This window comes from uncultured Aquimarina sp., from assembly GCF_947492965.1.
In the GTDB taxonomy this organism is placed as follows: domain Bacteria; phylum Bacteroidota; class Bacteroidia; order Flavobacteriales; family Flavobacteriaceae; genus Aquimarina.
In genome coordinates this window covers 466142-491144 of the sequence record NZ_CANLOZ010000002.1, presented here as the reverse complement: position 1 = coordinate 491144, position 25003 = coordinate 466142, and the positions used below count along the sequence as shown (strand labels likewise).

Below are 25003 nucleotides of genomic sequence, written 5' to 3'. Positions count from 1 at the left end.
CAGCTTAGAATCATTTCAAAAAAGTTTCTAAAATGTTAATTAATTATCTCCAATATTAAGAGTCTATAACATTTCCATAACAGTTTGCTAACATTTGATTATCAGATACTTAACAGTATACAGGTAGTTTTATGGATATTTTAATCCACTGTATAACAATATATTAACTATTAATCTGAATCAATTATGAAATTATTGAAAGCAAATCCTACTTTATGGATATTATCATGTGCTATTTTTTTTACAAGTTGTAACATAGATGATGATAATTATAATGCGGAAATACAAAATGTCTCCAATACAATAATTGGAGAATTCAAAGCAGGAACTTTTTTGTACGATAATGAAGGCCCACACGATTATAGTTTTCATTTTAAAACACAAGAGGGTTTTATAGAAACCTATGAGTCTGGTTCTAAATCTAGTTATGCTGGTGCCAGCGTTAGTCTTTCATCAGGCGATTGGTACTTAAGCGATGCGCTATTAGGTGGTTTGTCTAATGATCGAAAATATCAGTCTAAGTCTGTTAGAATTCGAAATACGGGTTATGCCATAATGTCCTTTAATATGGATAATGGTGCAGAAACTATTAGAATTCGTCATGCTAAGTATGGTAATGATGGTGATTCTACTTGGAGACTAATTGCTTCATATGATAATGGTGGTTCTTGGTATTATGTCGGAAGTACAATTACCACAAATTCGACAACATTAAATACGGTTTCTTTTAATGTTAATGAAACTTCAAGTGTACGATATGGGATACAAAAACTTTCTGGAGGATCTAATAGAATAAATATTGATAATGTTGAAATTATTACCGATACCAATAGCGGATCTAGTCCAGGTATAGATAGTAATATAACTTTTGGAAATCCTTCCGATGCGGGCACAAGTTCAACAAATTATTACCTGTCTAAACCAGACTTTTCGTTATCCTATAATAATAACACCGGAACAGCTAATTGGGTAAGTTGGCATTTAAGTAGTGCTTGGACAGGTGATACTCCTAGATGCAATTGTTTTAAAAGAGACAATGATTTACCAAGTAGTTTTTTTAGAGCAACATCTAGTGACTATACAAATTCAGGTTTTGATCGAGGGCATTTATGTCCGTCTGCTGATAGAAATGGCTCAGAAGATTCTAATGAAAATACTTATTACATGAGTAATATTGCACCTCAGGCACCAGACAATAATCGTAAAAGTTGGGCAAATTTTGAAAGCTATTTAAGATCATTAACATTGGATGGTAATGAGGTTCATATCATTGCTGGAGTTGCTGGTAGTGGTGGTATTGGTGGAAATGGTTTTGCTACAACTATAGATGGAGGTAACATAACCGTTCCTGACTCCTTTTGGAAAGTAGCATTGATATTACCAAATGGTACAAATGACATCAATCGGGTAACAACATCAACCAGAGTTATCGCTATAAATGTACCCAATGATCAGGGAATTACTAGTGATTGGACTCAGTTTAGAACTTCAGTCGATGCTATTGAAAGTTTAACAGGGTATGATTTATTTGAAAATATTACTAATTCTATAGAATCCGTAATAGAATCAGTTGTAGATAACGGACCTTCAAGCTAGAAAATCTCTTGATTATATATAAAAAGTAGGGGTTTATGATTTTATAAGCCCCTATTTTAATTAGTAAGAATACATAAGTATTTGTTTACCAAAGAATAAGATGATTACAGAAGTCAAGAAGTTGTAAAAAAGCTATTTTTTGATGATAAATTGACGATATTTGTATGCTGTTTTTGATTTTAGAGATCAAAACTATTTAACTAAATAACTTGTGATTTATGGGAATGAATAAAAATACGGTATTAGCTTGGGCTACCTTTATAATGGTTATAGTAGGATTAGGATTAATCGCATTAGGCGCATTTAGGTATCGTCATGTTTCTGGATGGGGATTTGCTGCAGTTGGAGTAGGATTTCTTGCTAATGCTTGGGTTTTTAATGCTTTAAAAGGTAGAGTTTAACATTCTTTTCTCGACGCAAAATATATAACAATAGTATTCTTAAAATTTAGGGCTTATGTCAGACGATAAAAAAATTATCTTTTCTATGTCTGGAGTTACAAAAACGTATAAAAGCGCAAATACTCCAGTTTTAAAAAATATTTATCTAAGTTTTTTCTATGGTGCAAAGATTGGTATTCTTGGATTGAACGGTTCGGGAAAATCTACACTATTAAAAATTATTGCTGGAATTGATAAAAATTATCAAGGTGATGTTGTGTTTTCTTCAGATTATTCTGTAGGCTATCTAGAACAAGAACCACAATTAGATCCAAATAAAACCGTATTAGAGGTAGTAAAAGAAGGTGCTGCAGAAATGGTTGCTGTGTTGGATGAATATAATAAGATCAATGATATGTTTGGTCTTGAAGAAGTGTATAGTGATGCTGACAAAATGCAAAAGCTGATGGATCGTCAAGCTGTACTACAGGATAAAATAGATGCAGGAAACGGATGGGAACTTGATACCAAACTAGAGATTGCGATGGATGCCCTAAGAACTCCAGAACCAGATAAGAAAATCGAAGTATTATCAGGTGGAGAACGAAGAAGGGTAGCACTATGTCGATTATTACTAAAAGAACCAGATGTATTGCTTTTAGACGAACCTACCAACCACTTAGATGCAGAATCTGTTCATTGGTTAGAACATCATTTGGCACAATATAAAGGTACTGTTATTGCAGTTACTCACGATAGATATTTCCTAGATAATGTGGCAGGTTGGATTTTAGAATTGGATAGAGGAGAAGGTATTCCATGGAAAGGGAATTACTCATCTTGGTTGGATCAAAAATCAAAACGTCTTGCGCAAGAAAGTAAGTCGGCTTCTAAACGACAGAAAACATTAGAACGTGAGTTAGAGTGGGTACGTCAGGGAACAAAAGGAAGGCAAACCAAACAAAAAGCGCGTTTAAAGAATTACGATAAATTAATGAGTCAAGATCAAAAGCAGCTTGACGAAAAATTAGAGATTTATATCCCTAACGGGCCTAGATTAGGAACCAATGTGATTGAGGCAACAGGAATTAGTAAAGCCTATGGAGATAAACTGTTGTATGAAGATCTTAATTTTAAATTACCACAAGCTGGAATTGTTGGTATTATAGGTCCTAATGGTGCTGGTAAAACTACTATTTTTAGAATGATCATGGGAGAAGAAACTCCTGATAAAGGAACTTTTAGTGTAGGAGAAACCGCTAAACTTGCTTATGTTGATCAATCACATGCGAATATAGATCCTGAAAAATCTATTTGGCAAAACTTTAGTGACGAACAGGATTTAGTAATGATGGGAGGAAGAGAAGTGAATTCTAGAGCTTACCTAAGTCGTTTTAATTTTGGAGGTAGTGAGCAAAATAAGAAAGTTTCTACACTTTCTGGAGGAGAACGAAATAGGCTACATCTAGCAATGACCTTAAAAGAAGAAGGTAATGTATTACTTTTAGATGAGCCTACTAACGACCTTGATGTTAATACATTAAGAGCTCTTGAGGAAGGTTTGGAGAACTTTGCAGGATGTGCAGTTGTTATTTCTCACGATCGTTGGTTTTTAGATCGTATATGTACTCATATTTTAGCTTTCGAAGGGGATTCACAAGTATACTTCTTCGAAGGAAGTTTCTCTGATTATGAAGAGAATAAGAAGAAACGTTTAGGAGGTGATCTAATGCCAAAACGTATTAAGTATAAAAAGCTTGTTAGATAATAGACGTTTATGATTAAACGAATTTTAGGTGTAGTTCTATTTGTATTATTCTCCTTAGAAATTTCTGCACAAGAAGAATATCCTCATCTTTTAGTTTTTAAAGATGGTACAGAAATAAGAGGAAAAGTAGTTGTTTGGAATAATAACTCGCTTATTTTTAGAGATTCCAGTACCGGTGAGAAAACATCTTATAAGTACAAACTTATTAAGGGAGTCAACAATTTTAAGACAGGAAAGGAATATGATGGATTATATTCCTTGAGACAATTAAAGGATACAGATAAAACACTGAGATTAAAGAAGGCTGTGGTTGGTAAAATGGAATGTTTTTATATTCCAAGAGAAACATCTACTGGTTTTGGAGATGGAACTGTTGTCAGTTCGACTTACTATTTGGGAAGGGAAGGTCAAAATGAAGTTGTAAAAATCCGAGGAGGCATTAAATTTAAAAAAGTTAGAAAAGTTTTATTTGATCTTTTTAAAGATTGCCCAGATGTGATTTCTAAAATCGAGCAAGATTATTTTGATAACAATATTGAGGCCTTGGAAAGAGTAGTAAGATATTATAATACCAAATGTTGAGTAATATAAAAGTAATTGCGTTTGATGCCGATGATACCTTATGGGTAAATGAAACCTTTTTTCGAAAGGCAGAAGAGGATTTTTGCGAATTAGTGTCAGCACATCTTCCAAAGGAAGAAGCAAATAAATTACTCTTTGAGATAGAAATGCAAAATCTTGGGTTGTATGGGTATGGTATTAAACCGTTTACACTTTCGTTAATAGAAGCAGCTATCAAAATAACGAATGGGAACATGGATGTTTCACTGGTTGAAACACTCATAGAAAGAGGAAAAAAAATGTTGCAAGAACCAGTGGAATTAATTGATGGTATTGAAGAAACCTTAGAATATTTATCAAAGAAATATCGTTTAGTAATGGCTACTAAAGGGGATTTACTTGACCAAGAACGAAAGTTGATAAAATCAGGTTTGGAAAAGTATTTTCATCATATAGAAATTGTTTCCGATAAGACTGAAAAACAATATCAGAAATTGGTAGATCACTTAGATATTGACAAGTCGGAATTTTTAATGGTGGGTAATTCTCTTAAGTCTGATATTTTACCAGTGTTAAATATAGGAGCGCATGCTTTCCATATACCTTTTCATACAACTTGGGCGCACGAAGTTCATAATGGAACCATTGATCACCCTAATTTTAAAAGTTTAACACATTCTAAAGAATTACTACACTATTTGTAATGACAAAAACAAAATTAGATCTTTCAACATGGAACAGAAAAGAACACTTTGACTTCTTTAATGGTTTCGATGAACCTTTTTTTGGAATTGTATCTAATGTTGATTTTTCAAAAGGTTATCAAACGGTAAAAGATCATAATTATTCTTATTTTTTGTATTACTTACATAAAGCGGTAAAGGCAGCCAATAACATAAAACCTTTTAGATATAGAATCGAAGATGGAGAAGTATATGAGTATGATCAAGTACATGCTTCTTCTACGATTGGAAGAGAAGATCATACTTTTGGTTTTTCTTTTATAGAGTATCATTCTGATTTTAAGGCATTTGCTCACAATGGACAAAAAGAAATAGAAGCAGTAAAGAATTCAATAGGATTACGTCATAATGATAATGCCAAAAGACTAGATAGCTTGCATATTTCTTCAATTCCTTGGTACAATTTTAGTAGTATCTCTCATGCAAGACATTTTACATACAGAGATAGTGTTCCAAAAATTTCTTTTGGGAAATACACTAAAGAAAATGATAAGATTAGTTTGCCTATTTCTGTGCATGTAAATCATGCCCTAATGGATGGATACCACGTTGGACTATTTTTGGAAGAGTTTCAACGACTATTAAATGAATAAAATATGCAAAGGTTTCAAAGTTATACAGGTATAATATAAATTAATCAGATGTGATGGTAGATGTGTCTATTTCTATGATCTCACCAATACCCATTTGATTTAAATGAATACTTCCTATTCGAACTCTAACTAGACGTAATGTAGGGAAACCAACCGCAGATGTCATTTTTCTAACTTGCCGAAATTTACCTTCTTGTAATGTAATGGATATCCAGCTAGTTGGGCCGTGTCGATCATCTCGTATTTTTTTTGATCTTTCGGGAAAATTAGGAACTGATTTTATTTTAAAAGCTTTACAGGGATTGGTCATATATTTTTTTCCATCGAAACCAATTTCTACTCCATTCTGCAATGCTACAATAGCTTCATCCGTAATTGCACCATCTACTTGTGCATAATATTCTTTTTCAATACCACTACTGCATATATAGTTGCTTATTTTACCGTTGGTAGTAATTAATAAAAGCCCTTCAGATTTTTCATCTAACCTACCAATAGACATACTACCCGACGGGAAATCGTATAATTCACCTAATAATCGTTTTGAATTTTGTTTTTGACCATTATTTACAAACTGACTAAGATATCCATATGGTTTGTAAATTTTAAAGTGTTTATGATTATTCATGGAAATAGTGGTGAAACAAATACCTATAGCAGATACAATAATTTTTAATTACTAGCATCAAATGTAGTTATGATTATAGAATGTTTAAAGCGATCATGTTTACTTTTATAAACATTTTATAACTAATTAATAATCAGATGTAATTTATTGTTTTTAAATAGTTGTTATTATGTCAATTCAATTTATTGGACAGCCTTACCGGCAAGATATTATAGTTGGAGGGTATGCTTCAGGTAGAAGAAGAAACCAAGAACCGAATTATTTTGGTCCTAATCTACTAGAAAATTGGGAAAGTGATCCTGTTAGAGGCTATTACAAGAGTATTTCTAATGAAGATTTGGTTAATATAATGTATACCTCTAGAAATCATGTTAATATCAATATTTATCGTGTTCGATTGTCGGATGTTTCTATTGTAGAAAATACCTTGGATTTAATTCCTTCTGGTCATTTAAGGTGGCTAAAACAACGAAAACCAGAAGGTATTATATTTTCAAATTCTGCAGGAAGAGGAAATTCTGAAAGATATACTGGTGGTTTAAATCCAATTTATGATGACCGTACTACTGATTTTTTTGATGAGCGTGATGGTATAATAATAACCTATGGCGCATTATGGAGAAATCAAAATCTCCGAATAATACCAACTCTAATGCATGAAATTGGTCATGTGATGACCCATTCGGGTAAAATTAGTTATCGCTATTTCTCCGCAGCGGATAGAGAAACATTATCTAATACCAGAGTATCTAGGAATCCAGGAAGATTAGAAGCTCTTTGTAATGCATATATGTATTTTATATGTTATAGTAGCATGTCTCCTGCAGTGCATCTATATGGAGATAGATCATCAGATTTGCAAAGAAGTTCAGAAACTAGAGCAGCATTAAGAAGATGTCCTGCATTTACAAGTAGAATGTTGTCCAGTACAGAAATACATCGCTTTAGAGAACGATAAGAAAAACATTGTTTATTAAAAAATATGGTTTTAATTCTTTAGAATAACCTTTAATTCATGTGTATAGTATATCTTTGTAAGCTTATAAGTATAATTATAAATTTTATACTTCGTCGTTTCTACCGCTAATGAGACCAATTATTAGGTGATGTCATTAACCCTTGTATAATTTTCTGTTAAGTATTTCGATGACTTGTAAAATACTTTAAAAAAATGATATGGGTAGATCACAACAGACTTTTAGTAAGATTGAAAAAGAAAAAAAGAAGTTAAAAAAACGAGAGGAAAAACAAAAAAAGAAGGAAGAACGTAGAGCAAATTCGAAAAAGGGTAGTGGTTTTGATAATATGATTGCTTACGTCGATGAAAATGGACATCTTTCTGATACGCCTCCAGATCTTTCCAAGAAAAAAAAGATAAAGGCTGAAAATATAGAAATAGCGATTCCTAAAAAAGAGCATGTAGAAGAGGATCCAATAAAAAAGGGTAGAGTAGCTTTTTTTAATGAATCTAAAGGTTATGGTTTTATAACAGAACAAGAATCACAAGAGAAATATTTTGTTCATGTCAACGGTCTAATGCAAGAAGTAAGAGAAGGAGATAAAGTTACTTTTGAATTAGAAATGGGACTAAAAGGATTAAATGCAGTTAGGGTTAAAAAGCAATAATTAATTCCTAAGAGTATTTACTTTATATCGGGATACCAATCTAATTGAACTACTTCTATTTCTTTATTACCAGTATTTACAATTTCTTTGAATTTTGATACGTCGCTTAAACCTTGAGTTCCTCTATAATGATAGGGATATATTTGTTTTGGTTTAAAAGTTAAAACTGCATCAGCAGCACTTTCTACTGTCATGGTGTAAGGAAGGTTCATACAAACAAAAGCTTTGTCAATATTTTTTAGAGCTCTCATCTCAGGAATATCTTCGGTATCACCAGAAAAATATAGTCTTTCTCCACCCAATGTAATAACGTAACCATTTCCTCTTCCTTTATTATGGAACTTTAGAGCTTCTTCTCTTAAATTATACATTGGTATAGCTTCAATAGAAATACCATTTACCTCTTTTGTTTCACCATTATTTAGAATTACCAGATGTTTGGTATAATTTGCAGGAAGCTTCTCCGCTACTGCTTGCGGCACTACAATTTTAGATTTAGATAAATCCAAGCTATCTAAGGTTTCAATATTCATATGATCTCCATGAATATCCGTAATTAATACAATTGTAGGTTCTTTTTGATTTTTGAATGCGTTAAGACCACCAGTTGGATCAATATAAATGGTATGTTCCTTGTATTCCAGAACCGTAGTAGCATGTTGAATAGGAATAATTTTCAAATCAGAAATTGGTTTAGTATTATTCTCAGCAACATCAGTAGGAACGTTATTATCTTTATTTTTTTCTTTGGTATTAGAATTGCAACTAAAAAGAAATATAGTGAAAACTAATAATAGGGGATGTGTTATATAGTATTTCATAAACTTTTAAGGTTTAGTTATCTCAACAAGGTATAAAATGAGGATAGAATCGAAAACATTTTAATGTAAGATTAACTATCTATCCATAATTTAATTGCCATGGCAATAACCATCACCACTAAAAATACCTTTACAATACCGTCCCCTTTTTTAACGGACCATCTACTTCCAATCCAACCACCAGAAGCATTTCCAAATGCTAGGACAAGACCATATAAATAATCGATTTGATCATTAAGAGCAAAAATTGCTAGTGCGCCAATAGTGTAGATAAAAACGACTAATGCCTTTACGGCATTTGAACTTACAAGGTTTAAGCGGTTAATAGATGTTAATGCTAAAAGAATGAATATCCCAACTCCTGCTTGAATGAAACCTCCATAAATGCCGATGATAAAAAAAACTACTATGGATAGCAACTTATACTTTCCTTGGGTGCGTTCGGCAATATTGGCAAGATCAACTTTGGGCTTAAAAACCATAAAAAGAACTACGATTAGCATAATAATCGCCAATATTCTATTAAACGTTTCACCTTTAATATCAATCGCAATTTTTGCACCTATTAAAGATCCGATTAATGCAGATATACCTAAATAAACACTTAAAATAGAAGGTTTTATTCCTTTGCTTTTAAATCCGGCAACGGATGTAATACTTTGTATAAAAATACCAATGCGGTTGGTTCCGTTTGCTACTGCAGGTGGTAACCCCATAAAAATAAGCATTGGTAATGTGAGTAAAGATCCTCCTCCCGCAATGGTGTTAATAACTCCGGCAAAGAAGCCAATCAATGCTAGAATAATTAAAAGTAATGTATCGTTCATTAGTTTTTATTACACTTCAAAAATAAATAAAACCATAAAATATAATTGCTTTTTTAAAATCAATTGGCATAAAATCGTAAACTGTTGTAGATTTACAGGAGCAAACAAAAACCAAAATAGACGTTAAAAAAATCCACAAAATACTTCCAATTTTAGAAGCAGTTAAAGGCTATAAAAAGGGCACTTTTGGTGCTGATGTAGTAGCAGGGGTTACGGTAGGAGTTATTCTTATTCCGCAGGCGATTGCATACGCATTGTTAATGGGAACTCCTCCAATTTTTGGATTATATGCCTGTCTTATTCCATTGATTATCTATGCATTATTTGGAACCTCCAGACAGTTAAGTATTGGTCCTGTTGCGGTAACAGCAATATTAGTAATGAGCGGAGTGAGCCAGATAGCGACTCCTTTTACAGATGAGTTTACCAATTTGGTAATTTTCTCAGGTTTGTTAATCGGTTTATTACAAATAATATTGAGTTTATTGCGAATGGGATTTTTAGTAAATCTGATTTCCCAACCCGTGATTTCTGGATTCATTTCAGCAGCAGCCATTATTATTATCATATCACAGCTTGGTGAGTCGCTGGGTATCAAAATTCCTAATTTTGATTATGTGCATCAATCTTTATGGTATGCAGTGCAACATATTTCTTCCGTGAACTTTATTACATTAGGAATGTGTTTAGGCTCTATTTTTGTGATGTTAGTTCTTAAGAAATGGAAAAGATCTTTTCCTGGAGCTTTATTTGTCTTGGTGGTTACAACGGTTATTACGATAATTTTTGATTTACAAAATTTAGGACTTTCAGTTATTGAGGATGTGCCCAAAGGACTACCTTCTTTTAGTATTCCAGATATGAATTATGATTCTATGATTGCTTTGATTCCTTCTGTTTTGACGGTTACATTTATTGGATATGTTGGAAGCATAGGGATTGCAAAATCACTGGAGATGAAAAATCGTGATCATACCGTAAGTCCTAATCAAGAATTATTAGCCTTAGGTATTGCTAAGGTGATAGGTGCTTTTTTTCAAGCGATTCCATCATCAGGAAGTTATAGTAGATCTGCTATTAATGACGAAGCAGGTGGAAAAACTACAGTTTCGTCTATAATTACCGCCTTTATGGTAGTAATTTCTTTATTGTTTCTAACTTCTTTTTTCTATTACATTCCCAAAGCCGTTTTAGCTTCGATCATATTAGTTTCTGTATTTGGTTTAATCAATATTTCTGAAGCAAAGTACCTTCTCAAATTAAGAAGAAGAGAATTTATAGTTATGTTTATTACCTTTCTAGGAACACTTGTTTTTGGAGTAGAGAAAGGGATCTTTATTGGTGTTATTTTGTCATACATTTTCTTACAGTACTATAGTTCTAGACCCCATATTGCGGAATTAGTAAATATCCCGAATACTAATTATTATAGAAATATTAAAAGATTTCCAGATGCTAAGCGATCTTCGAAATATCTCATTATAAGATTCGATGATCAATTGTATTTTGCCAATACGAGTTATTTTAAGGAAGCGATGATTCAACAGATAAAGAAAAGAGACGAATCGCCAGAATTTTTGATTTTGGATAGTACTAATATTCATGATATAGACAGTACAGGGCTGCATATACTAGAAGATGTTCATCGTTATTTACAAGATCAAGGAATACAATTACTAATTTCTGGAACAATTGGACCTGTTCGTGATTTTTTGAAAAGATCAGGTTTTACAGATAATTTGGGTGGTCAACATAATTTCCTGAATATTGAGGACGCTGTAGATTTTACAGAGCATAAAACCATTCAGAAAAAATCCATGGAAGTAGCCGTACAATACAATAAAAAGAGATCTTTTCTAGACTAAATAAAATAAGGTTTATTTTTCATATACATGCATTTTTAAGCCCATTCCGTAGTTCATAAATCCTGTTTGAATGAGCATGTTATTTTCGCTGTATTTCTCATCAAACCGTTGCCAAGTTCTATTTTTAAAAAATATTCTCCTTGTGAATGTGATATTATCTTCAATTTTATTGGTAAACGGTAGCAAAGGCCTAAATGTGGTGGAAACTTTTACGATACCTTTACGAGTTTCGACCTCATGATATTTTTTAGTATGCTGTAGTTTTCCATTTTTATCGGTGTAACCCAAAACTTGAATAGAAACAAAAACACCATTTTTTGGAATAAAAACTTTATGTTCTAAAATATTAAGTTCGAAATTAGTTTTATCATCATTGGTAATTCTAAAAATAATATCATCCCCAGCTAATCGTTTTCCTGGAAACCCATTATCGTTTCTATAAAATTGCATTTTAAATAGGGTAGAGAATGCTTGCTTCCTACTAGAAGATCCTCTAGAAGATTCCATCATTACGGGTAAGTAAACGGATGCAATTTTGGTTGATTTTAATGGATCTCGTGGAAAAAACACTGCAATTTCAGATTCTACTGTAGGTAACCAACATTTAAAATAATCGTCGTGTATTTTGGATCCTTTCCTTTTTGTTTTATATCTACCTAAATTTTCTGCTTTTACTACAACTTCTTGTAATTGTGCTACGTCTGGTGTTAACTCTATTATTTTCGGTAAATTGTTTGTGCTTATTCCTTTTTCTTTATACCCTAAAGCAGAAATATAGATAGAATCAATATCCTTATATCGTTTTTTTGAAAACTCAAATACTCCGTCTTCGTCTGCAAAGAGCCCATTTCCATTACCAAATGAAATTGTTGCATAAGAAATAGGGAATTTTTCACCTGCATCTTGAATAGTGTGTACTTGACTGTAAATACACTGATAGGCAAGTAATACCAACAGTAGGAGTACGTTCTTCATAGGGATTTGAGGGACTTAAATAGTAGTTAAAATTAATAAAAATAATCTAATATCAACTTTTAAAAGGTTTTATTAATAACTCAAAATATATAAAATCATTGTTTTTCTTATTATTAATTAAGCAAAAACCGCTCCATAAAATTATAACTCTTCTTATTTAAGATCCATTTTTTAAGAATAATGCATTTATGTTTTAAAGGATTATCTATGAACTAATTCTATATTTGAACTCTAAAACCAGATAAAAAATAGTTTCAAATTTTTAAAGTGGAGAATATTTGAAGAAGGCAATTTATTTTATGATTCTTAGCACAATTTCATTTACTGTAATGAATCTGCTCGTTAAGTATTTAGAAGGTTTTAGTGCGTATCAATTAGTTTTTTTTAGATCTATAGGAACATTGTTTTTTACAATGCCTTTTTTGCTACATCACAAGATTCCTATATTAGGGAATCAGAAAAAATGGTTGATACTACGTGGATTAGCAGGAGTAACATCTATGGGACTTTTTTTTATGTCTGTAGAATATCTTAAAATAGGATCAGCAGTATCTTTAAGATATCTTTCTCCAATTTTTGCAACTTTATTGGCCGTTTTATTTTTAAAGGAAAAAGTAAAGCATATTCAATGGCTTTTCTTTTTAATTGCTTTTAGTGGTGTTTTAATTATAAAAGGTTTTGATACAGAGATTAATTCTTTCGGATTATTATTAATTGTTTTATCCGCCTTGTTTAGTGGTTTTGTCTATGTATTAATAAATAAAATCGGTTTAAGAGATCATCCAGTAGTTATTGTAAATTATTTTATGTGGATATCTACGATTTTGGGCGGGATATTATCCATATTTCAATGGACAAAAACACCTCAAGGAGCAGAGTGGGCATTGTTATTAAGTTTAGGAGTCTTTGGTTATTTTGGACAGCTTTTTATGACAAAAGCTTTTCAATCACAAGCGACTAATAAAATTGTTTCTCTGAAATATATGGAAGTAATATTTACCATGATTGCTGGAGTATTTATTTTTGGAGATAATTATCCCATTCTTAGCATATTAGGTACAATTATGGTGATTACTGGACTAGTTCTAAATATGTTCTATAAATCCAAATAATTCATGATTAAAAAGAAATAGGGTTTACTTCTATTAAAAAGCAAAACGCTCATGAACTTTTGTTTCAGTATCATGAACGTTTCTTGGGTATTTACGACGATGTATATAATAGTTGAGTTATATGTTACAATAGTTTTGGATAAATGTTTTTATCTCATTATTAATGAGCATATGAAATACAGAGCGTTTGGTGAACTAACTAACTAATTAACTAATCATTTAATCACTTAAAAATCAGACTTCGACAATTGTTGGGGCAAAATGTTCTAATCTAGAAACTAAACTAAGATTACTGCATTCATATACTCAATAATAATATATGGCTAACTAAAATCTTCTCTTAGATAATACATTAGTTTTGCTTTATCTGTAAAACTTTTAATAGTGATTATTTCACCATTTAATTTGTTATATATAATTTCCGCGAATAGAAAGTCAATGTAAAAAACACTGTAATAGAAGTCTCTATTGGCATCATTGATCGAAAAAAGGTGAATACCTTTATTCCAAACATGACGATATTTTTCTGCTAAATTTTGCGAATTAAATCGCTTCTCAAGAGTAGTTTTATGCATAAGCAATGGTTTTAAAGATTTAAGGCAAGACTAAACTACGGAAAAACCGTAATAAATCAAATAAAAAAGTGCAAAAAATTAAAAATTCCCCATTTATTACTAGTAAATAGTTGTAATTCAGTTAATTTTATAATAATTGAACGCTCTTTTGTTTAATTTAATCTTTAGAAATGCTTTCGTTATTTTTGCAACATAAACCTTCAAATAATGCCTAAAAAGGGAAAAGCAAAAAATACTCTCAATAAAGCAAAGCATAAAAAACTCATGGATCGCAAAAAGAACAAATTGCGAAAAGAGAAAGAATTGAGGGTTGCAAGGTTAAAAGAAATTGTAAATAGAGTAAACCAATCTAAAGAAAACTCATAAAGAATGAATAACTGTTATTGCGGAAAGTTGGATTCATTCAAGGCTTGTTGTCATAAAATTCATTTAGATATAACTAATGCTCTAACTGCGGAATCTTTAATGCGATCTCGTTATAGTGCTTTTGTCGTTGCAAATGGAGATTATTTGCAGCATAGTCATCATAGTACAACACGTCCTTCTGCTAGAGAAAAGAAATCCATAGTAAAATGGGCTAAATCTGTTCAATGGGTAAAGTTAGAAGTTTTGAATACAAAAGAAGGTCTTCAAAATGATTCAGAAGGTACGGTCGAATTCAAAGCATTTTACTTCGAAAATGGATCATTACAGTGTATTCATGAAAATTCTAAGTTTATTAAGGAAAATGGATATTGGGTATATTTAGGCGTAGTATAATCTATTTGACATTTAAATTGTTCTTTTTATATACTTATTTCTTCCTCAAGATCAATTCAAATTACTATATCAAATAAAATATTTTTCCCGATGAAGGGTAACAAAATCATCCTTTGTGTATTTAATGTTGTAATGTCCATTTGCGCGCATGGGCACACACTAATCATGAGGCCGCCGAAAATCATATAGAGTAGGCAAAATCTAAACATTCAATACAATGAAAAAAGTATTTTTAATACGCAAGGGCTTGGATAAATTTTCTTCAAAAGAACTTCAAAACATGAAAGCCATTCTTGGAGGTGTAGAAAATAATATACCAGATATCATCTATTACCCAACCAGTGGCGGTAGAAGATGTGCAGAAGGTCAGGTTTGGTCAGAAACATTAGGACGTTGTGTGGCAACAGCTATAGAAACACCTGCACATCACCGATAGTATATACGATATGGTTTCGTATTAGGAACTTACTGTAGGTTTTTCAATCTACGTATAACTAGGCGGAGTATAGTAAACTTGTACATTTTTATCACTATGCTTCGCTTAGTACATTTTTCGCACCTATTGATTCTAATTAAAATATCCTTATGAAATTCGATGCGCTAATTCTAAAAGTAGCAAGTAGATGTAATCTTAATTGCTCCTATTGTTTTATGTACAATCTTGGTGATACTACATATAAACAGCAACCAAAATTTATGTCCTATGAGCTAGTTGATGAAATTTTGGATAAAACAAGACAATATATCCTTAGATATAAAAAGAAAGAGTTTTCATTTATCTTTCATGGAGGAGAACCTTTATTGATAGATAAAAAGTTTTACAGATATTTTATTAAAAAGGCAAACAAATTAAATCAACAACTATCCGACGTAATCTTCAAATATGATATACAAACGAACGGAGTTTTGATCGATAAATCGTGGTGTTCTTTGTTTAGAGAATTAAATATTTATCCTAGTGTTAGTGTAGATGGGACAAAAAAAGCTCATGATATGTATCGAAAAGATCATAAAGGAAATGGAAGTTATGATCGTGTTTTTAAATCAGTCCAAATACTAAAAGAACATATAGGATACGCTGACACAGTATGTGTAATCAATGTAGAAGAGGATCCTCAATGCATTTATAATAGTTTTAAAGATATGAATGTAAATTCGGTTAACTTTTTAATTCCTGATTTTACACATGATACATTTCCTTTCGATAAAACAAAAACGATTATGGCAGATTGGTTGATTCAACTATTTGATCTTTGGATAGAAGATTCAGAAAGATATCAGATACCTATGTTTGCTGGTTTAATAAATCGACTTTTAGGAACTACTGAGCATACTAATAACGAATCTACAGTATTGGTAATCGAGACTAACGGAGAAATTGAAGCCATTGATTCTTTAAAAGCATGCGGGCATGGTTTTACGAAAACGGATATGAATATTAATACTCATAATTTTTCGGATATTAAAAAATCACCACTAGGGAAATTGTATTTTGAAGATAGTACAACAAAATTAAATTCAAAATGTCTTAGTTGTCCTATTATGGAAATATGCCAAGGTGGAAGATTGGTACATCGATTTAAAAAAGAAAATGGTTTTGACAATGTATCCGTATACTGTAAGGATCTGATAAAGTTTACGGCTTACATTCAAAACAAATTGATGATTCTTTTTCCAGATCTTTTTGCTAATGAGAAAGTGGATCAAATGAAAAGTGAAGAGATATGGTCTTTTCTTGATAGACAAGAGTTAGGATCTTCACGATATAAAAGTGATCTGGAGTATTTTGCTACTTATGGAAAATAAATTGATATTTTGAAATAAAATTTTATAGTTTAAACTAATACTTCTACAAGATGGGAAACAAAATTGAAAAGCAAAAGAATTCAATGGGAGAATTTGCTATTGTAGATCAATGCAGTTTACGAGGACACTTAAGATGTGTATATACAACAGGCAAAGAAGTATATCGTGATGGTCGTGATGGAAAAAAAACAATCCATTGGTGGAGAATGTCTTATATAGGAAGAGCGTGTACTAGAAAATTCGGAAAAAGAATAGGTTGGTGGTATGAAGCTTTTTTCGCTGTACCACATTATATTGGGATTTTTATAGGAAATGTATCCGGTTATTGTATGTTTTTAATTTTTGGTAAAAAAAATAACCCTGCATGAATTAGCATATTTAGAAATGAGTATTTAATTTTCTAACAATATGCTGTTAAAAACTTGTTTTTCTTTTCTTCTCAAAAAATAATTTCTTTGCTCTCGGAAAAATTAAAGTCATTGGAAGAACAAGTAGCGAAAGTAAAGAAATTTACCAGAAATAACTTTTTTAAGAATACATACTGTGTTTTTAGAGGAGTTCGATTAAGAGAAATATCTAGGAGAAAACCACATTATCGAAGTGAATCAGGTAGTACCTATTATTATACTACAAACGGGGTTTATCGATTGTCGAATCATTGGGGAAGAGCTGCTAAATGTAACTGGCGATTAGTATCCGAAATACCTGTAGAAATTGATGACCTTAGATTAGGTTACGCTGATTGGACTGACTTTAGAGAAAACCTGAGTGAGGATGTTGATGCCTACTATGTATCTGTTAATTTCGAAACCAAAACTGTTAGTTACAAGCACAAAGACAATCCTGATTATGATCAAATAGCTATTATAAGGCCAGTGGATGCGACCCGAAAACTAATAAAACAGATTAAAACGCTTTTGGAAGATCACAAATGGGCAAAATACTATGACTATGATGATCTAGATGAATTTCGTAAAGAAATCATTTTAGAATTGGTAAACACCAACAAAAGCTTGAAAGATATAAGACGCGAATTAGCTGCAGGTTAGTTATTTATTCTGGCATAACTACATAACTATCATCACCATTGACTTTTGGAAATTGTTTGTTTCTCCATTTTTCTTTTGCTTCTTCTAATCGATCTTTACTCGAAGAAACAAAATTCCAGTAAATATGCCTTTCTTCAGGAAACGGCTCACCACCAAATAATAAAACATGGGTGTTCGGTTCTAATACTATAGAGCAGGTATCTTCAATTTTGGACACTAGCATATTTCCTTTTCCAATAATGGAATCACAAGCACCTATTTCACCTTCTACAATACAAATCCCTATTTCACCTTTTAACTCGCCTTTTATTTGCAGCTCATATCGTTCTGTACTTTTTATTTCAACCATAAAAAGTTCTGAATGCACTGGTAGCGGAGATTGTTTTCCATATCCTTTTCCTGCAATTAATCTAAACTCTGTATCATGGTCATTCCAATAAGGAAGTTCTTTTTTATCTATATGATGAAATTCTGGTTCTATTTCTTCCAGGTTTTTAGGTAATGCAACCCAAATTTGATATCCATGTGCTAAAAACTCTGTACCATCTCTCATATCATCTGGAGTTCTTTCGGTATGGGTTACACCTTTTCCGGCAACCATCCAATTTACCGAACCAGGAGAAATACGCTGGTTTGTACCAATACTATCCTTATGCATAATTTCTCCGTCTAGTAAATACGTTAACGTTGATAATCCGATATGTGGATGTTGATCAACATCCATATATTTTCCGTTTTTAATAATAGTAGGACCCATATGATCTATAAATATAAAAGGACCAACCATTCTTTTTTTTCTAAATGGTATTAATCTTCCTACTAGAAAATCACCAATATCACGGCTACGTTCTTCAATTATCAATCCTTGATTAGACATTTGCTTTATGATTTGTGAATAGTTTTGGTAAAATACACTTTTTAGGATAGGTAATACGTTAAAAATTTATTAAGTCATTCTTTAAAAAAATAGTACGTGAAGTAGGTGAAATTATTTTACTATCTTTTCCGAAGCAATCTTAAACAACCTAAACCAACCAATGGAAATTTTTTCTTCTTATAACCTGATTATAGAAGTATCTTTAGTACTTATTTTATCTTTTATTTTTAATGGAATAGCAAAAAAAACCAAAATACCGGCAGTTTTAATGCTTATTATATTGGGAGTTGTTATCCAGTATGCGATCAAAGCATTTGGTGAAGGTTCTTTTAATTTCTTTCCAATGTTAGAAGTTTTAGGAATTATTGGGCTAATAATGATCGTTTTAGAAGCTGCTTTGGAATTAAAATTAAAACGGGAAAAATTGGTTCCTATTTTAAAATCCTTAGCTATTGCCTTAATAGGTTTAGTGGCTTCGGCTTATGTTGCGGCTGTTGTTTTAAAAGCGTTAATTGACGGTATGACAATGCAATCTGCATTGTTATACGCTACACCATTGTCTATTTTATCTAGTGCGATTATAATTCCTAGTGTTGCGGGATTATCAGAAGCAAAAAAAGAATTTCATGTATATGAAAGTACATTTTCGGATATTCTGGGAATCATGATGTTCTATTTCTTAACAGGAAAGTTAAATCCTGCCGAGGATGCGGGCGTGGCAGGTTTTGCATTTAACCTAATCCTTACCATCATCATTTCGTTGATAGCTAGTTACGGTATCATTTTAATTTTTCAAAAAATTAAGAGTCAGGTAAAACTGTTCTTATTGATTGCAGTACTATTGTTATTATATGGATTAGGAAAGAAGATGCATTTATCCTCGCTTATTATCATTCTAATTTTTGGATTGGTTATAGCCAATATGAAACTGTTTTTTCAGTGGAAATTGGAAAACCTCCTAGACTATGAAAAGGCCAAGGCTATATATCATGAGCTACATGTGATTACCGCAGAAACAGCCTTTGTGGTAAGAACATTGTTTTTCGTAATTTTTGGAATTACAATAACATTATCTTCGCTGTTAAATTTGAAAGTAGCGCTGATAAGCATATTGATAATTATATCCATTTACGCAATACGATATGCGCTATTGAGAATATTTGTGGGTAAAGATATATCACCACAGTTGTTTATTGCCCCAAGAGGTTTGATAACTGTTTTATTATTTTATGCAATTCCGGCTGAAGCGATTATCCCTGGATTTGAACCTGGCATTTTGTTATTTGTAATAATAGGAACAAGTTTGATTATGACTGGTGGAATGATCCGTGATAAGAGTACGAATGAAGATGAGTTAACTCCAGAACAAATAGAGGAAGCTGCCAATGCAGAAGTTGCTTATATTATGGATACTACGACAGATCTTAGTGAAATTGAACACTCTTCTGATGAAGAAGGTGAAACTCCAGAATAAGTTTCATAATGAAAAGATTACATCGATTAACTGCGATTTTAGTAAAACTACAATCCAAAAAAATAGTGCAAGCTGCTGATTTAGCAGATAAATTTGATGTAAGTATACGCACTATTTATAGAGACATGCTAGCCTTGTCCGATGCAGGAGTACCTATTGGCGCTGAAGCAGGAACTGGATATTATTTAGTAGATGGATATTCATTACCGCCTATTATGTTTACAGAGAAAGAGGCGAATGCTTTAATTACAGCTGCTAAAATTATAGAGACTAATAATGACGCTTCGTTAATCGCGGATTATAATGAAGTGGTAGAAAAAGTAAAAGCAATTTTAAACACTTCGCAAAAGGAAAAATTAGAATTACTAGAACAAAGGATTGTAAGTCCGCCTTTTAGGAAATCACCAGAAAGCACCTATTTATCTGTAATACAACAAGCGATTACAGATTTAAGGGTTTTAGAAATTCAGTACACTGCGGCTTCTCAAGAGTTTACAAAAAGAACCGTAGAACCTTTAGGGGTATATTTTACAAATACTATTTGGGTAATGATTGCTTTCTGTAGATTACGTAATGATTATCGAGAATTCCGAACGGATCGTATTGTAAATCTTATAGAAACTTCAGAGATATTTCCTCCAAAATTATTCACTCTAGAAGATTATTTTAAAAAATATAGAGAACACTAGTAATCCTACTGACATAAGGTTGTCATATGTGGTATTTAGTTTTGATAAAAATTAAAACATGTATCACTTAATTCACACTGTTATGCTTAGTCTGTTTTTATGCTGCGCAAGTATATTTAGTCAAAACCAACACCTTATGAAAAACAAACCGTACACCATGGAAGTAGTGCTCTTTGAAGTCAATCCAGAGTATTCTACAAAACAAGCCAAAGAAGCCTTGACCTCTTTAAATGATATCATAAAACTATATGATGGTTTTATAGATAGAACTACCGCAAGTAATGAAGATGGAAAATTTATTGATCTGTTATATTGGAGAGATGCTAATGCTGCAAAAAAAGCATCCGAAGATATTATGAAAAACCCTAAAGCTGTTGCAATATTCGAAATTATCAAACCAGAAACTATGCAAATGTATCATTTAGATGTTTTTAACCAATTCGAAGAATAACCATATCTTTAAACCACACAACCATGTTAGCAGAATTAAAACCAATTTCACAGATTACCAGTAGAATGATTCCTGAACATATTTTACAAAGAAAAGGAGCGAGAAGTACTAAAGATCTTAACCCAGAAGTTCTGGAGTATTTAAATAAAGGTTTAATAGAAACAGCAAATTTGATCGAATGGTTGGCAGTTGATCAATTACATTTATTAAAACTAGTATTAGAAGAATTAGATAAATCAAATTGGTATGATAGTTTTTATGAAGCTGTATCTAATCAAAAGAAACCAACAGCAAATTCTAATACCAAAGTTATTGGAGCTACATTTATGCAGCTCACCAATGATCCAGGTATTATAAATTATCTTTCAAATCATATTTCAGATATACCCAGATGTTGGGCGGCGCAGTATTATGGGGCGACTGATATGTCTATAACAGAAAGATTACATACGATCAAACCATTTGCTGCAGATCGTCATTTTGGAGTAAGAGAAGTAGCCATTTTTGCAACCAAAGAATATATTATTCAGGATTTAGATCAATCTATTATGATATTATCCAATTGGGTTAAAAATTCTGATGAGAATATTAGAAGATATGCGGTAGAAACGATAAGACCTATTGGAGTATGGACGAAAAAAATCGATGAACTTAAAGAATCTCCAGAAAAAGCTTTAAGTGTTTTAGAACCACTAAAATCGGATCCTTCAAAATATGTAAGAGACGCAATAGGAAATTGGTTAAATGATGCAAGTAAAACACAACCAAAATGGGTTACAAAGATCTGCAATCAATGGGAAACAGAATCCAAGACTAAAGAGACTAAGTATATTGTCAAAAAAGGCTTGCGGTCAATTAATAAATAATAAAAAATAGTTGTTAACCATCACCACATTTTCAAAGATTATCATATTATTATAAAATAGCGAATTAATACACTAAATAATTATTAAATTACTATTAAATCTTATTCTTTTTAAAGTTTTTATAGGTAAATGTTTTCAGGATTTTTATAGATTTAAACTCCTTATCAAAGTTATTAACAATAGACCTATTTCATAATTTTAGAAGTAGAAAAGAGTAAGTAATGAAAGTACTTTATACTAGTTTAGAATGTTACCCTTTAGCAAAAGTCGGTGGTCTTGGAGATGTGGTGGGTTCGCTTCCTAAATATCTAAATGAACTAGGTTGTAATACTGAAGTAATACTACCATATTACGATAATGATAAGGTACATCAGCTTGTTTGTGAAGATGTCTTTTCCGAAACAATCAATTTAGGAATACATCATTATGATTTTACCATTAAGAAGGTAATTTCATCAGAATTTGGTTTTCAGATATATCTAGTATATCAGAAAGAGTTATTATTCCGTCCAAATGTATACAGTTATGATGATGACACGGAAAGATTCATTACTTTTCAATTAGCCATACTCATTTGGCTTCGTAATCAAGAGATAAAACCTGATGTTATTCATTGTCATGATCACCATACTGGATTGATTCCTTTTTTGGTATCTCAAGTTCCCGCCTTTCAGGAATTAATAGATATCCCTACAGTTCTCACCATCCATAATGCACAGTATCAAGGTTGGTTTTCCTATGATAAATTAGATTATATTCCGCAATTTGATCTGCATAATATAGGATTGTTGGATTGGGATCAATGTATTAATCCATTAGCAACTGCTATTAAATGTGCTTGGAGAGTAACTACAGTTTCTCCTAGTTATATGGACGAATTACAATCAAAAGCAAACGGATTAGAAGGTCTTTTGCATCATGAAAAAGATAAATGTGTTGGTATCTTAAATGGTATCGATCATACGATCTGGAATACAGAAACGGACCCAATGATTATAAAAAATTATGGAGATAAGAATATTGTTTCTGGTAGAAAAGCTAATAAAAAATGGTTGTGTGATGAGTTTGGTTTGGATGTAGAAAAACCGTTATTTGCTTTTATAGGAAGATTAGTGTATGAAAAAGGTGCTGATCTTTTACCAGATATATGTTTAGAAACACTTCGTAATTTAGATGTGAATATTTTGATATTGGGATCTGGTGATCACCAAGTAGAAAATAGACTTAGAAGAGTAAAAGAAGAATTTCCTGATTCGTATAACACCTATATTGGATATGATGAGAAGCTTTCTCATATCATTTATGCAGGAGCAGACTTTTTATTAATGCCTTCGCGCGTAGAACCTTGTGGTTTAAATCAAATGTATGCCTTACGATATGGACTTATTCCGATTGTTAGAAGAATTGGAGGACTTAAGGATACGATTATAGATATTGGTGATGACGGTTTTGGGATCTGTCATGACCAGGTAAATGTTCAGGATGTGTATAATTCAATTAAAAGGGGAGTTGAATTTTACGAGAATCAAAAATACTATAGAGAGAAACAAAAAGAGATTGTAAAAATTGATCATTCTTGGAATAATTCAGCGAGCAAATACATAGAATTATATAAATCTTTAAAATAACCACAATGATTAACAAAAAAGTCCTTGCGATTATCCTTGGAGGAGGACAGGGAACCAGATTATCTCCCTTAACGGAAAGTAGATCAAAACCTGCGGTTTCTATAGCCGGTAAATACCGCTTAGTTGATATTCCTATAACCAATTGTATACATTCCGATATCAAAAGGATGTTTGTTTTAACTCAGTTTAATTCTGCATCATTAAATAGTCATATTAAAAACACCTATATATTCAGTTCTTTTAGTCAAGCTTTTGTAGATGTATTGGCTGCAGAGCAAACACCAGATAATAAAACGTGGTTTCAAGGTACAGCAGATGCAGTAAGGCAATCTATGCATCATTTTTTAAATCATGATTTTGAGTACGCGCTGATTCTATCAGGAGATCAATTATATCAAATGGATTTTGATGAAATGATTTCTGCGCATATCGAAAAAGGAGCTGATATTTCTATTGCTACCTTACCCGTTAACGCTAAAGATGCTACCAGTTTTGGTATATTAAAAACTGATAATGAGAGTTTTATTAGCTCGTTTACAGAAAAGCCAAGTACGGATAAATTGCCTGGTTGGGAATCTGAAGTAAGTGATGAGATGAAAAATGAAGGACGTGAGTACCTTGCTTCTATGGGGATTTATATATTTAACAGGCAATTATTGGTAGAACTTTTATCAGATCCATCGAGAATCGATTTCGGAAAAGAGATTATTCCACAATCTATAGATACGCATAAAGTATTGGCGTATCAATATGAAGGATATTGGACAGATATAGGTACTATTGCTTCCTTTTTTGAAGCTAATATAGAGTTGGCCAATGACATTCCAAAGTTTGATTTATTCGATAATGAGCGTAATATACTTACCAGACCTCGAATTCTACCACCGTCAAAAATATCTGGTACACGCTTAGATAAAGCAATGATTGCTGAAGGATGCCTCATTCAGGCAAAAGAAATTGAACAGTCTGTAATCGGAATTAGATCTAGAATTGGTAAAAATACAGTGATTAAAAATACCTATATGATTGGTAGTGACCGATATCAAGATCTAGAAGAGTTAGAAACCGATTCTAATGAAAATAGACCTTTTATTGGTGTTGGAGAAGGTTGTAACATCAATAATGCTATTATCGATAAAGATTGCAGGATTGGTAATAATGTGATTGTAAATGGAGGATCACATTTAAAAGATACCGAAGATGATCGATTCGTTATTAAGGATGGTATTGTAGTATTTAGAAAAGGGACTATCATCCCAGATAATTTCAAAATTTAATAACCAATTAAATAGAGTTTCTATTTAGTTAAATATGATATGCACTCATATCATGAT

At 31.9% G+C, this 25003-nt stretch carries 27 protein-coding genes; 21 read left to right on the top strand and 6 right to left on the bottom strand.

Annotated elements, in window-relative coordinates; all coding sequences use genetic code 11:
• The first annotated feature begins 186 nt into the window (after nt 1–186).
• The 6 genes from Q1B37_RS06535 (at nt 187) to Q1B37_RS06510 (ending at nt 5641) form a co-directional block, all read left to right on the top strand.
• Nucleotides 187–1596, top strand: a complete 1410-nt coding sequence (locus Q1B37_RS06535; protein WP_299896896.1) for a DNA/RNA non-specific endonuclease — start codon at nt 187–189, stop codon at nt 1594–1596.
• Between the two features lie 218 nt (nt 1597–1814).
• Nucleotides 1815–1997 carry a CAL67264 family membrane protein gene (locus tag Q1B37_RS06530; RefSeq protein WP_299601269.1) on the top strand — a complete coding sequence of 61 codons (183 nt, stop codon included), beginning with the start codon at nt 1815–1817 and terminating at the stop codon, nt 1995–1997.
• 55 nt (nt 1998–2052) lie between these two features.
• A complete protein-coding gene (ettA, locus tag Q1B37_RS06525; protein WP_299601271.1) occupies nt 2053–3744 on the top strand; it encodes an energy-dependent translational throttle protein EttA in 1692 nt (563 codons plus the stop codon).
• Nucleotides 3745–3753: 9 nt separating this feature from the next.
• Nucleotides 3754–4326: a hypothetical protein gene (locus tag Q1B37_RS06520; protein WP_299896894.1), complete on the top strand. Its 573-nt coding sequence runs from the start codon at nt 3754–3756 to the stop codon at nt 4324–4326.
• A complete protein-coding gene (locus Q1B37_RS06515; protein ID WP_299896892.1) occupies nt 4320–5009 on the top strand; it encodes an HAD family hydrolase in 690 nt (229 codons plus the stop codon). Before Q1B37_RS06520 ends, Q1B37_RS06515 begins: the two co-directional genes overlap by 7 nt.
• Nucleotides 5009–5641, top strand: coding sequence for a chloramphenicol acetyltransferase (locus Q1B37_RS06510; protein ID WP_299896890.1), 633 nt, complete (start codon nt 5009–5011; stop codon nt 5639–5641). Before Q1B37_RS06515 ends, Q1B37_RS06510 begins: the two co-directional genes overlap by 1 nt.
• A gap of 40 nt (nt 5642–5681) precedes the next feature.
• Here Q1B37_RS06510 and Q1B37_RS06505 read toward each other — a convergent pair whose 3' ends face one another.
• A complete protein-coding gene (locus Q1B37_RS06505) occupies nt 5682–6269 on the bottom strand; it encodes a pseudouridine synthase (RefSeq protein WP_299896888.1) in 588 nt (195 codons plus the stop codon).
• Nucleotides 6270–6438: 169 nt separating this feature from the next.
• On the opposite strand from Q1B37_RS06505, the gene Q1B37_RS06500 reads away from it, so the two are divergent.
• Nucleotides 6439–7227, top strand: a complete 789-nt coding sequence (locus Q1B37_RS06500) for a hypothetical protein (protein ID WP_299896885.1) — start codon at nt 6439–6441, stop codon at nt 7225–7227.
• Nucleotides 7228–7445: 218 nt separating this feature from the next.
• A complete protein-coding gene (locus Q1B37_RS06495; protein WP_299601285.1) occupies nt 7446–7895 on the top strand; it encodes a cold-shock protein in 450 nt (149 codons plus the stop codon).
• A gap of 17 nt (nt 7896–7912) precedes the next feature.
• On the opposite strand, the gene Q1B37_RS06490 is transcribed toward Q1B37_RS06495, so the two are convergent.
• Together Q1B37_RS06490 and Q1B37_RS06485 are read right to left on the bottom strand one after the other, a co-directional pair.
• Nucleotides 7913–8716: an MBL fold metallo-hydrolase gene (locus Q1B37_RS06490; RefSeq protein WP_299896878.1), complete on the bottom strand. Its 804-nt coding sequence runs from the start codon at nt 8714–8716 to the stop codon at nt 7913–7915.
• A 71-nt stretch (nt 8717–8787) separates the two neighbouring features.
• Nucleotides 8788–9543 carry a sulfite exporter TauE/SafE family protein gene (locus Q1B37_RS06485; protein ID WP_299896875.1) on the bottom strand — a complete coding sequence of 252 codons (756 nt, stop codon included), beginning with the start codon at nt 9541–9543 and terminating at the stop codon, nt 8788–8790.
• Nucleotides 9544–9659: 116 nt separating this feature from the next.
• Here Q1B37_RS06485 and sulP point away from each other — a divergent pair, with 116 nt between their 5' ends.
• Nucleotides 9660–11408, top strand: coding sequence for a sulfate permease (sulP, locus tag Q1B37_RS06480; RefSeq protein ID WP_366944307.1), 1749 nt, complete (start codon nt 9660–9662; stop codon nt 11406–11408).
• A 12-nt stretch (nt 11409–11420) separates the two neighbouring features.
• Here the strand turns inward: sulP and Q1B37_RS06475 are convergent, their stop codons facing one another.
• On the bottom strand, nt 11421–12383 hold the full coding sequence (locus tag Q1B37_RS06475; RefSeq protein WP_299896872.1) for a hypothetical protein: 963 nt from the start codon (nt 12381–12383) through the stop codon (nt 11421–11423).
• A 278-nt stretch (nt 12384–12661) separates the two neighbouring features.
• Between Q1B37_RS06475 and Q1B37_RS06470 the strand changes: the two genes are divergently transcribed.
• Nucleotides 12662–13495, top strand: coding sequence for a DMT family transporter (locus tag Q1B37_RS06470; protein ID WP_299896869.1), 834 nt, complete (start codon nt 12662–12664; stop codon nt 13493–13495).
• Nucleotides 13496–13818: 323 nt separating this feature from the next.
• On the opposite strand, the gene Q1B37_RS06465 is transcribed toward Q1B37_RS06470, so the two are convergent.
• Nucleotides 13819–14070 carry a hypothetical protein gene (locus tag Q1B37_RS06465; protein ID WP_299601296.1) on the bottom strand — a complete coding sequence of 84 codons (252 nt, stop codon included), beginning with the start codon at nt 14068–14070 and terminating at the stop codon, nt 13819–13821.
• Nucleotides 14071–14439: 369 nt separating this feature from the next.
• On the opposite strand from Q1B37_RS06465, the gene Q1B37_RS06460 reads away from it, so the two are divergent.
• From Q1B37_RS06460 to Q1B37_RS06440, 5 genes are all read left to right on the top strand, one after another.
• The gene (locus tag Q1B37_RS06460) at nt 14440–14829 is read left to right on the top strand and encodes a YchJ family metal-binding protein (protein WP_299896866.1); all 390 of its coding nucleotides are present in this window, start codon (nt 14440–14442) and stop codon (nt 14827–14829) included.
• A 217-nt stretch (nt 14830–15046) separates the two neighbouring features.
• Nucleotides 15047–15265, top strand: coding sequence for a hypothetical protein (locus Q1B37_RS06455; protein WP_299896863.1), 219 nt, complete (start codon nt 15047–15049; stop codon nt 15263–15265).
• 149 nt (nt 15266–15414) lie between these two features.
• Nucleotides 15415–16635, top strand: a complete 1221-nt coding sequence (locus Q1B37_RS06450; protein ID WP_299896861.1) for a radical SAM protein — start codon at nt 15415–15417, stop codon at nt 16633–16635.
• A gap of 50 nt (nt 16636–16685) precedes the next feature.
• Entirely contained in the window at nt 16686–17003 is a 318-nt protein-coding gene (locus Q1B37_RS06445) for a hypothetical protein (RefSeq protein WP_299896859.1), read from the top strand.
• 87 nt (nt 17004–17090) lie between these two features.
• Nucleotides 17091–17684, top strand: a complete 594-nt coding sequence (locus tag Q1B37_RS06440; RefSeq protein WP_299601305.1) for a hypothetical protein — start codon at nt 17091–17093, stop codon at nt 17682–17684.
• Between the two features lie 4 nt (nt 17685–17688).
• Here the strand turns inward: Q1B37_RS06440 and Q1B37_RS06435 are convergent, their stop codons facing one another.
• Nucleotides 17689–18561 (bottom strand): pirin family protein, encoded by an 873-nt coding sequence (locus Q1B37_RS06435; RefSeq protein ID WP_299896856.1) that lies wholly within the window; start codon nt 18559–18561, stop codon nt 17689–17691.
• Between the two features lie 160 nt (nt 18562–18721).
• Between Q1B37_RS06435 and Q1B37_RS06430 the strand changes: the two genes are divergently transcribed.
• From Q1B37_RS06430 to Q1B37_RS06405, 6 genes are all read left to right on the top strand, one after another.
• Nucleotides 18722–20035 carry a cation:proton antiporter gene (locus Q1B37_RS06430; protein WP_299896853.1) on the top strand — a complete coding sequence of 438 codons (1314 nt, stop codon included), beginning with the start codon at nt 18722–18724 and terminating at the stop codon, nt 20033–20035.
• An 8-nt stretch (nt 20036–20043) separates the two neighbouring features.
• A complete protein-coding gene (locus Q1B37_RS06425; protein WP_299601311.1) occupies nt 20044–20724 on the top strand; it encodes a YafY family protein in 681 nt (226 codons plus the stop codon).
• A 136-nt stretch (nt 20725–20860) separates the two neighbouring features.
• A complete protein-coding gene (locus Q1B37_RS06420; RefSeq protein ID WP_299896850.1) occupies nt 20861–21175 on the top strand; it encodes a hypothetical protein in 315 nt (104 codons plus the stop codon).
• Between the two features lie 23 nt (nt 21176–21198).
• Nucleotides 21199–22041, top strand: coding sequence for a DNA alkylation repair protein (locus tag Q1B37_RS06415; RefSeq protein WP_299601315.1), 843 nt, complete (start codon nt 21199–21201; stop codon nt 22039–22041).
• Nucleotides 22042–22262: 221 nt separating this feature from the next.
• Nucleotides 22263–23669 (top strand): glycogen synthase, encoded by a 1407-nt coding sequence (locus Q1B37_RS06410; RefSeq protein ID WP_299896848.1) that lies wholly within the window; start codon nt 22263–22265, stop codon nt 23667–23669.
• A gap of 5 nt (nt 23670–23674) precedes the next feature.
• Nucleotides 23675–24946, top strand: coding sequence for a glucose-1-phosphate adenylyltransferase (locus Q1B37_RS06405; RefSeq protein WP_299896844.1), 1272 nt, complete (start codon nt 23675–23677; stop codon nt 24944–24946).
• The last annotated feature ends 57 nt before the right edge of the window (nt 24947–25003 follow it).

Coding starts and splice junctions, on each gene's coding strand:
- Q1B37_RS06460 (WP_299896866.1), top strand. CDS start 14,440: ATGAATAACTGTTATTGCGGAAAGTTGGATTCATTCAAGGCTTGTTGT.
- Q1B37_RS06495 (WP_299601285.1), top strand. CDS start 7,446: ATGGGTAGATCACAACAGACTTTTAGTAAGATTGAAAAAGAAAAAAAG.
- Q1B37_RS06425 (WP_299601311.1), top strand. CDS start 20,044: ATGAAAAGATTACATCGATTAACTGCGATTTTAGTAAAACTACAATCC.
- Q1B37_RS06490 (WP_299896878.1), bottom strand. CDS start 8,716: ATGAAATACTATATAACACATCCCCTATTATTAGTTTTCACTATATTT.
- Q1B37_RS06445 (WP_299896859.1), top strand. CDS start 16,686: ATGGGAAACAAAATTGAAAAGCAAAAGAATTCAATGGGAGAATTTGCT.
- Q1B37_RS06510 (WP_299896890.1), top strand. CDS start 5,009: ATGACAAAAACAAAATTAGATCTTTCAACATGGAACAGAAAAGAACAC.
- Q1B37_RS06535 (WP_299896896.1), top strand. CDS start 187: ATGAAATTATTGAAAGCAAATCCTACTTTATGGATATTATCATGTGCT.
- Q1B37_RS06435 (WP_299896856.1), bottom strand. CDS start 18,561: ATGTCTAATCAAGGATTGATAATTGAAGAACGTAGCCGTGATATTGGT.
- Q1B37_RS06405 (WP_299896844.1), top strand. CDS start 23,675: ATGATTAACAAAAAAGTCCTTGCGATTATCCTTGGAGGAGGACAGGGA.
- Q1B37_RS06475 (WP_299896872.1), bottom strand. CDS start 12,383: ATGAAGAACGTACTCCTACTGTTGGTATTACTTGCCTATCAGTGTATT.
- Q1B37_RS06430 (WP_299896853.1), top strand. CDS start 18,722: ATGGAAATTTTTTCTTCTTATAACCTGATTATAGAAGTATCTTTAGTA.
- Q1B37_RS06415 (WP_299601315.1), top strand. CDS start 21,199: ATGTTAGCAGAATTAAAACCAATTTCACAGATTACCAGTAGAATGATT.
- Q1B37_RS06520 (WP_299896894.1), top strand. CDS start 3,754: ATGATTAAACGAATTTTAGGTGTAGTTCTATTTGTATTATTCTCCTTA.
- Q1B37_RS06455 (WP_299896863.1), top strand. CDS start 15,047: ATGAAAAAAGTATTTTTAATACGCAAGGGCTTGGATAAATTTTCTTCA.
- Q1B37_RS06505 (WP_299896888.1), bottom strand. CDS start 6,269: ATGAATAATCATAAACACTTTAAAATTTACAAACCATATGGATATCTT.
- Q1B37_RS06515 (WP_299896892.1), top strand. CDS start 4,320: ATGTTGAGTAATATAAAAGTAATTGCGTTTGATGCCGATGATACCTTA.
- Q1B37_RS06465 (WP_299601296.1), bottom strand. CDS start 14,070: ATGCATAAAACTACTCTTGAGAAGCGATTTAATTCGCAAAATTTAGCA.
- Q1B37_RS06530 (WP_299601269.1), top strand. CDS start 1,815: ATGGGAATGAATAAAAATACGGTATTAGCTTGGGCTACCTTTATAATG.
- Q1B37_RS06420 (WP_299896850.1), top strand. CDS start 20,861: ATGAAAAACAAACCGTACACCATGGAAGTAGTGCTCTTTGAAGTCAAT.
- Q1B37_RS06450 (WP_299896861.1), top strand. CDS start 15,415: ATGAAATTCGATGCGCTAATTCTAAAAGTAGCAAGTAGATGTAATCTT.
- Q1B37_RS06500 (WP_299896885.1), top strand. CDS start 6,439: ATGTCAATTCAATTTATTGGACAGCCTTACCGGCAAGATATTATAGTT.
- Q1B37_RS06485 (WP_299896875.1), bottom strand. CDS start 9,543: ATGAACGATACATTACTTTTAATTATTCTAGCATTGATTGGCTTCTTT.
- Q1B37_RS06410 (WP_299896848.1), top strand. CDS start 22,263: ATGAAAGTACTTTATACTAGTTTAGAATGTTACCCTTTAGCAAAAGTC.
- ettA (WP_299601271.1), top strand. CDS start 2,053: ATGTCAGACGATAAAAAAATTATCTTTTCTATGTCTGGAGTTACAAAA.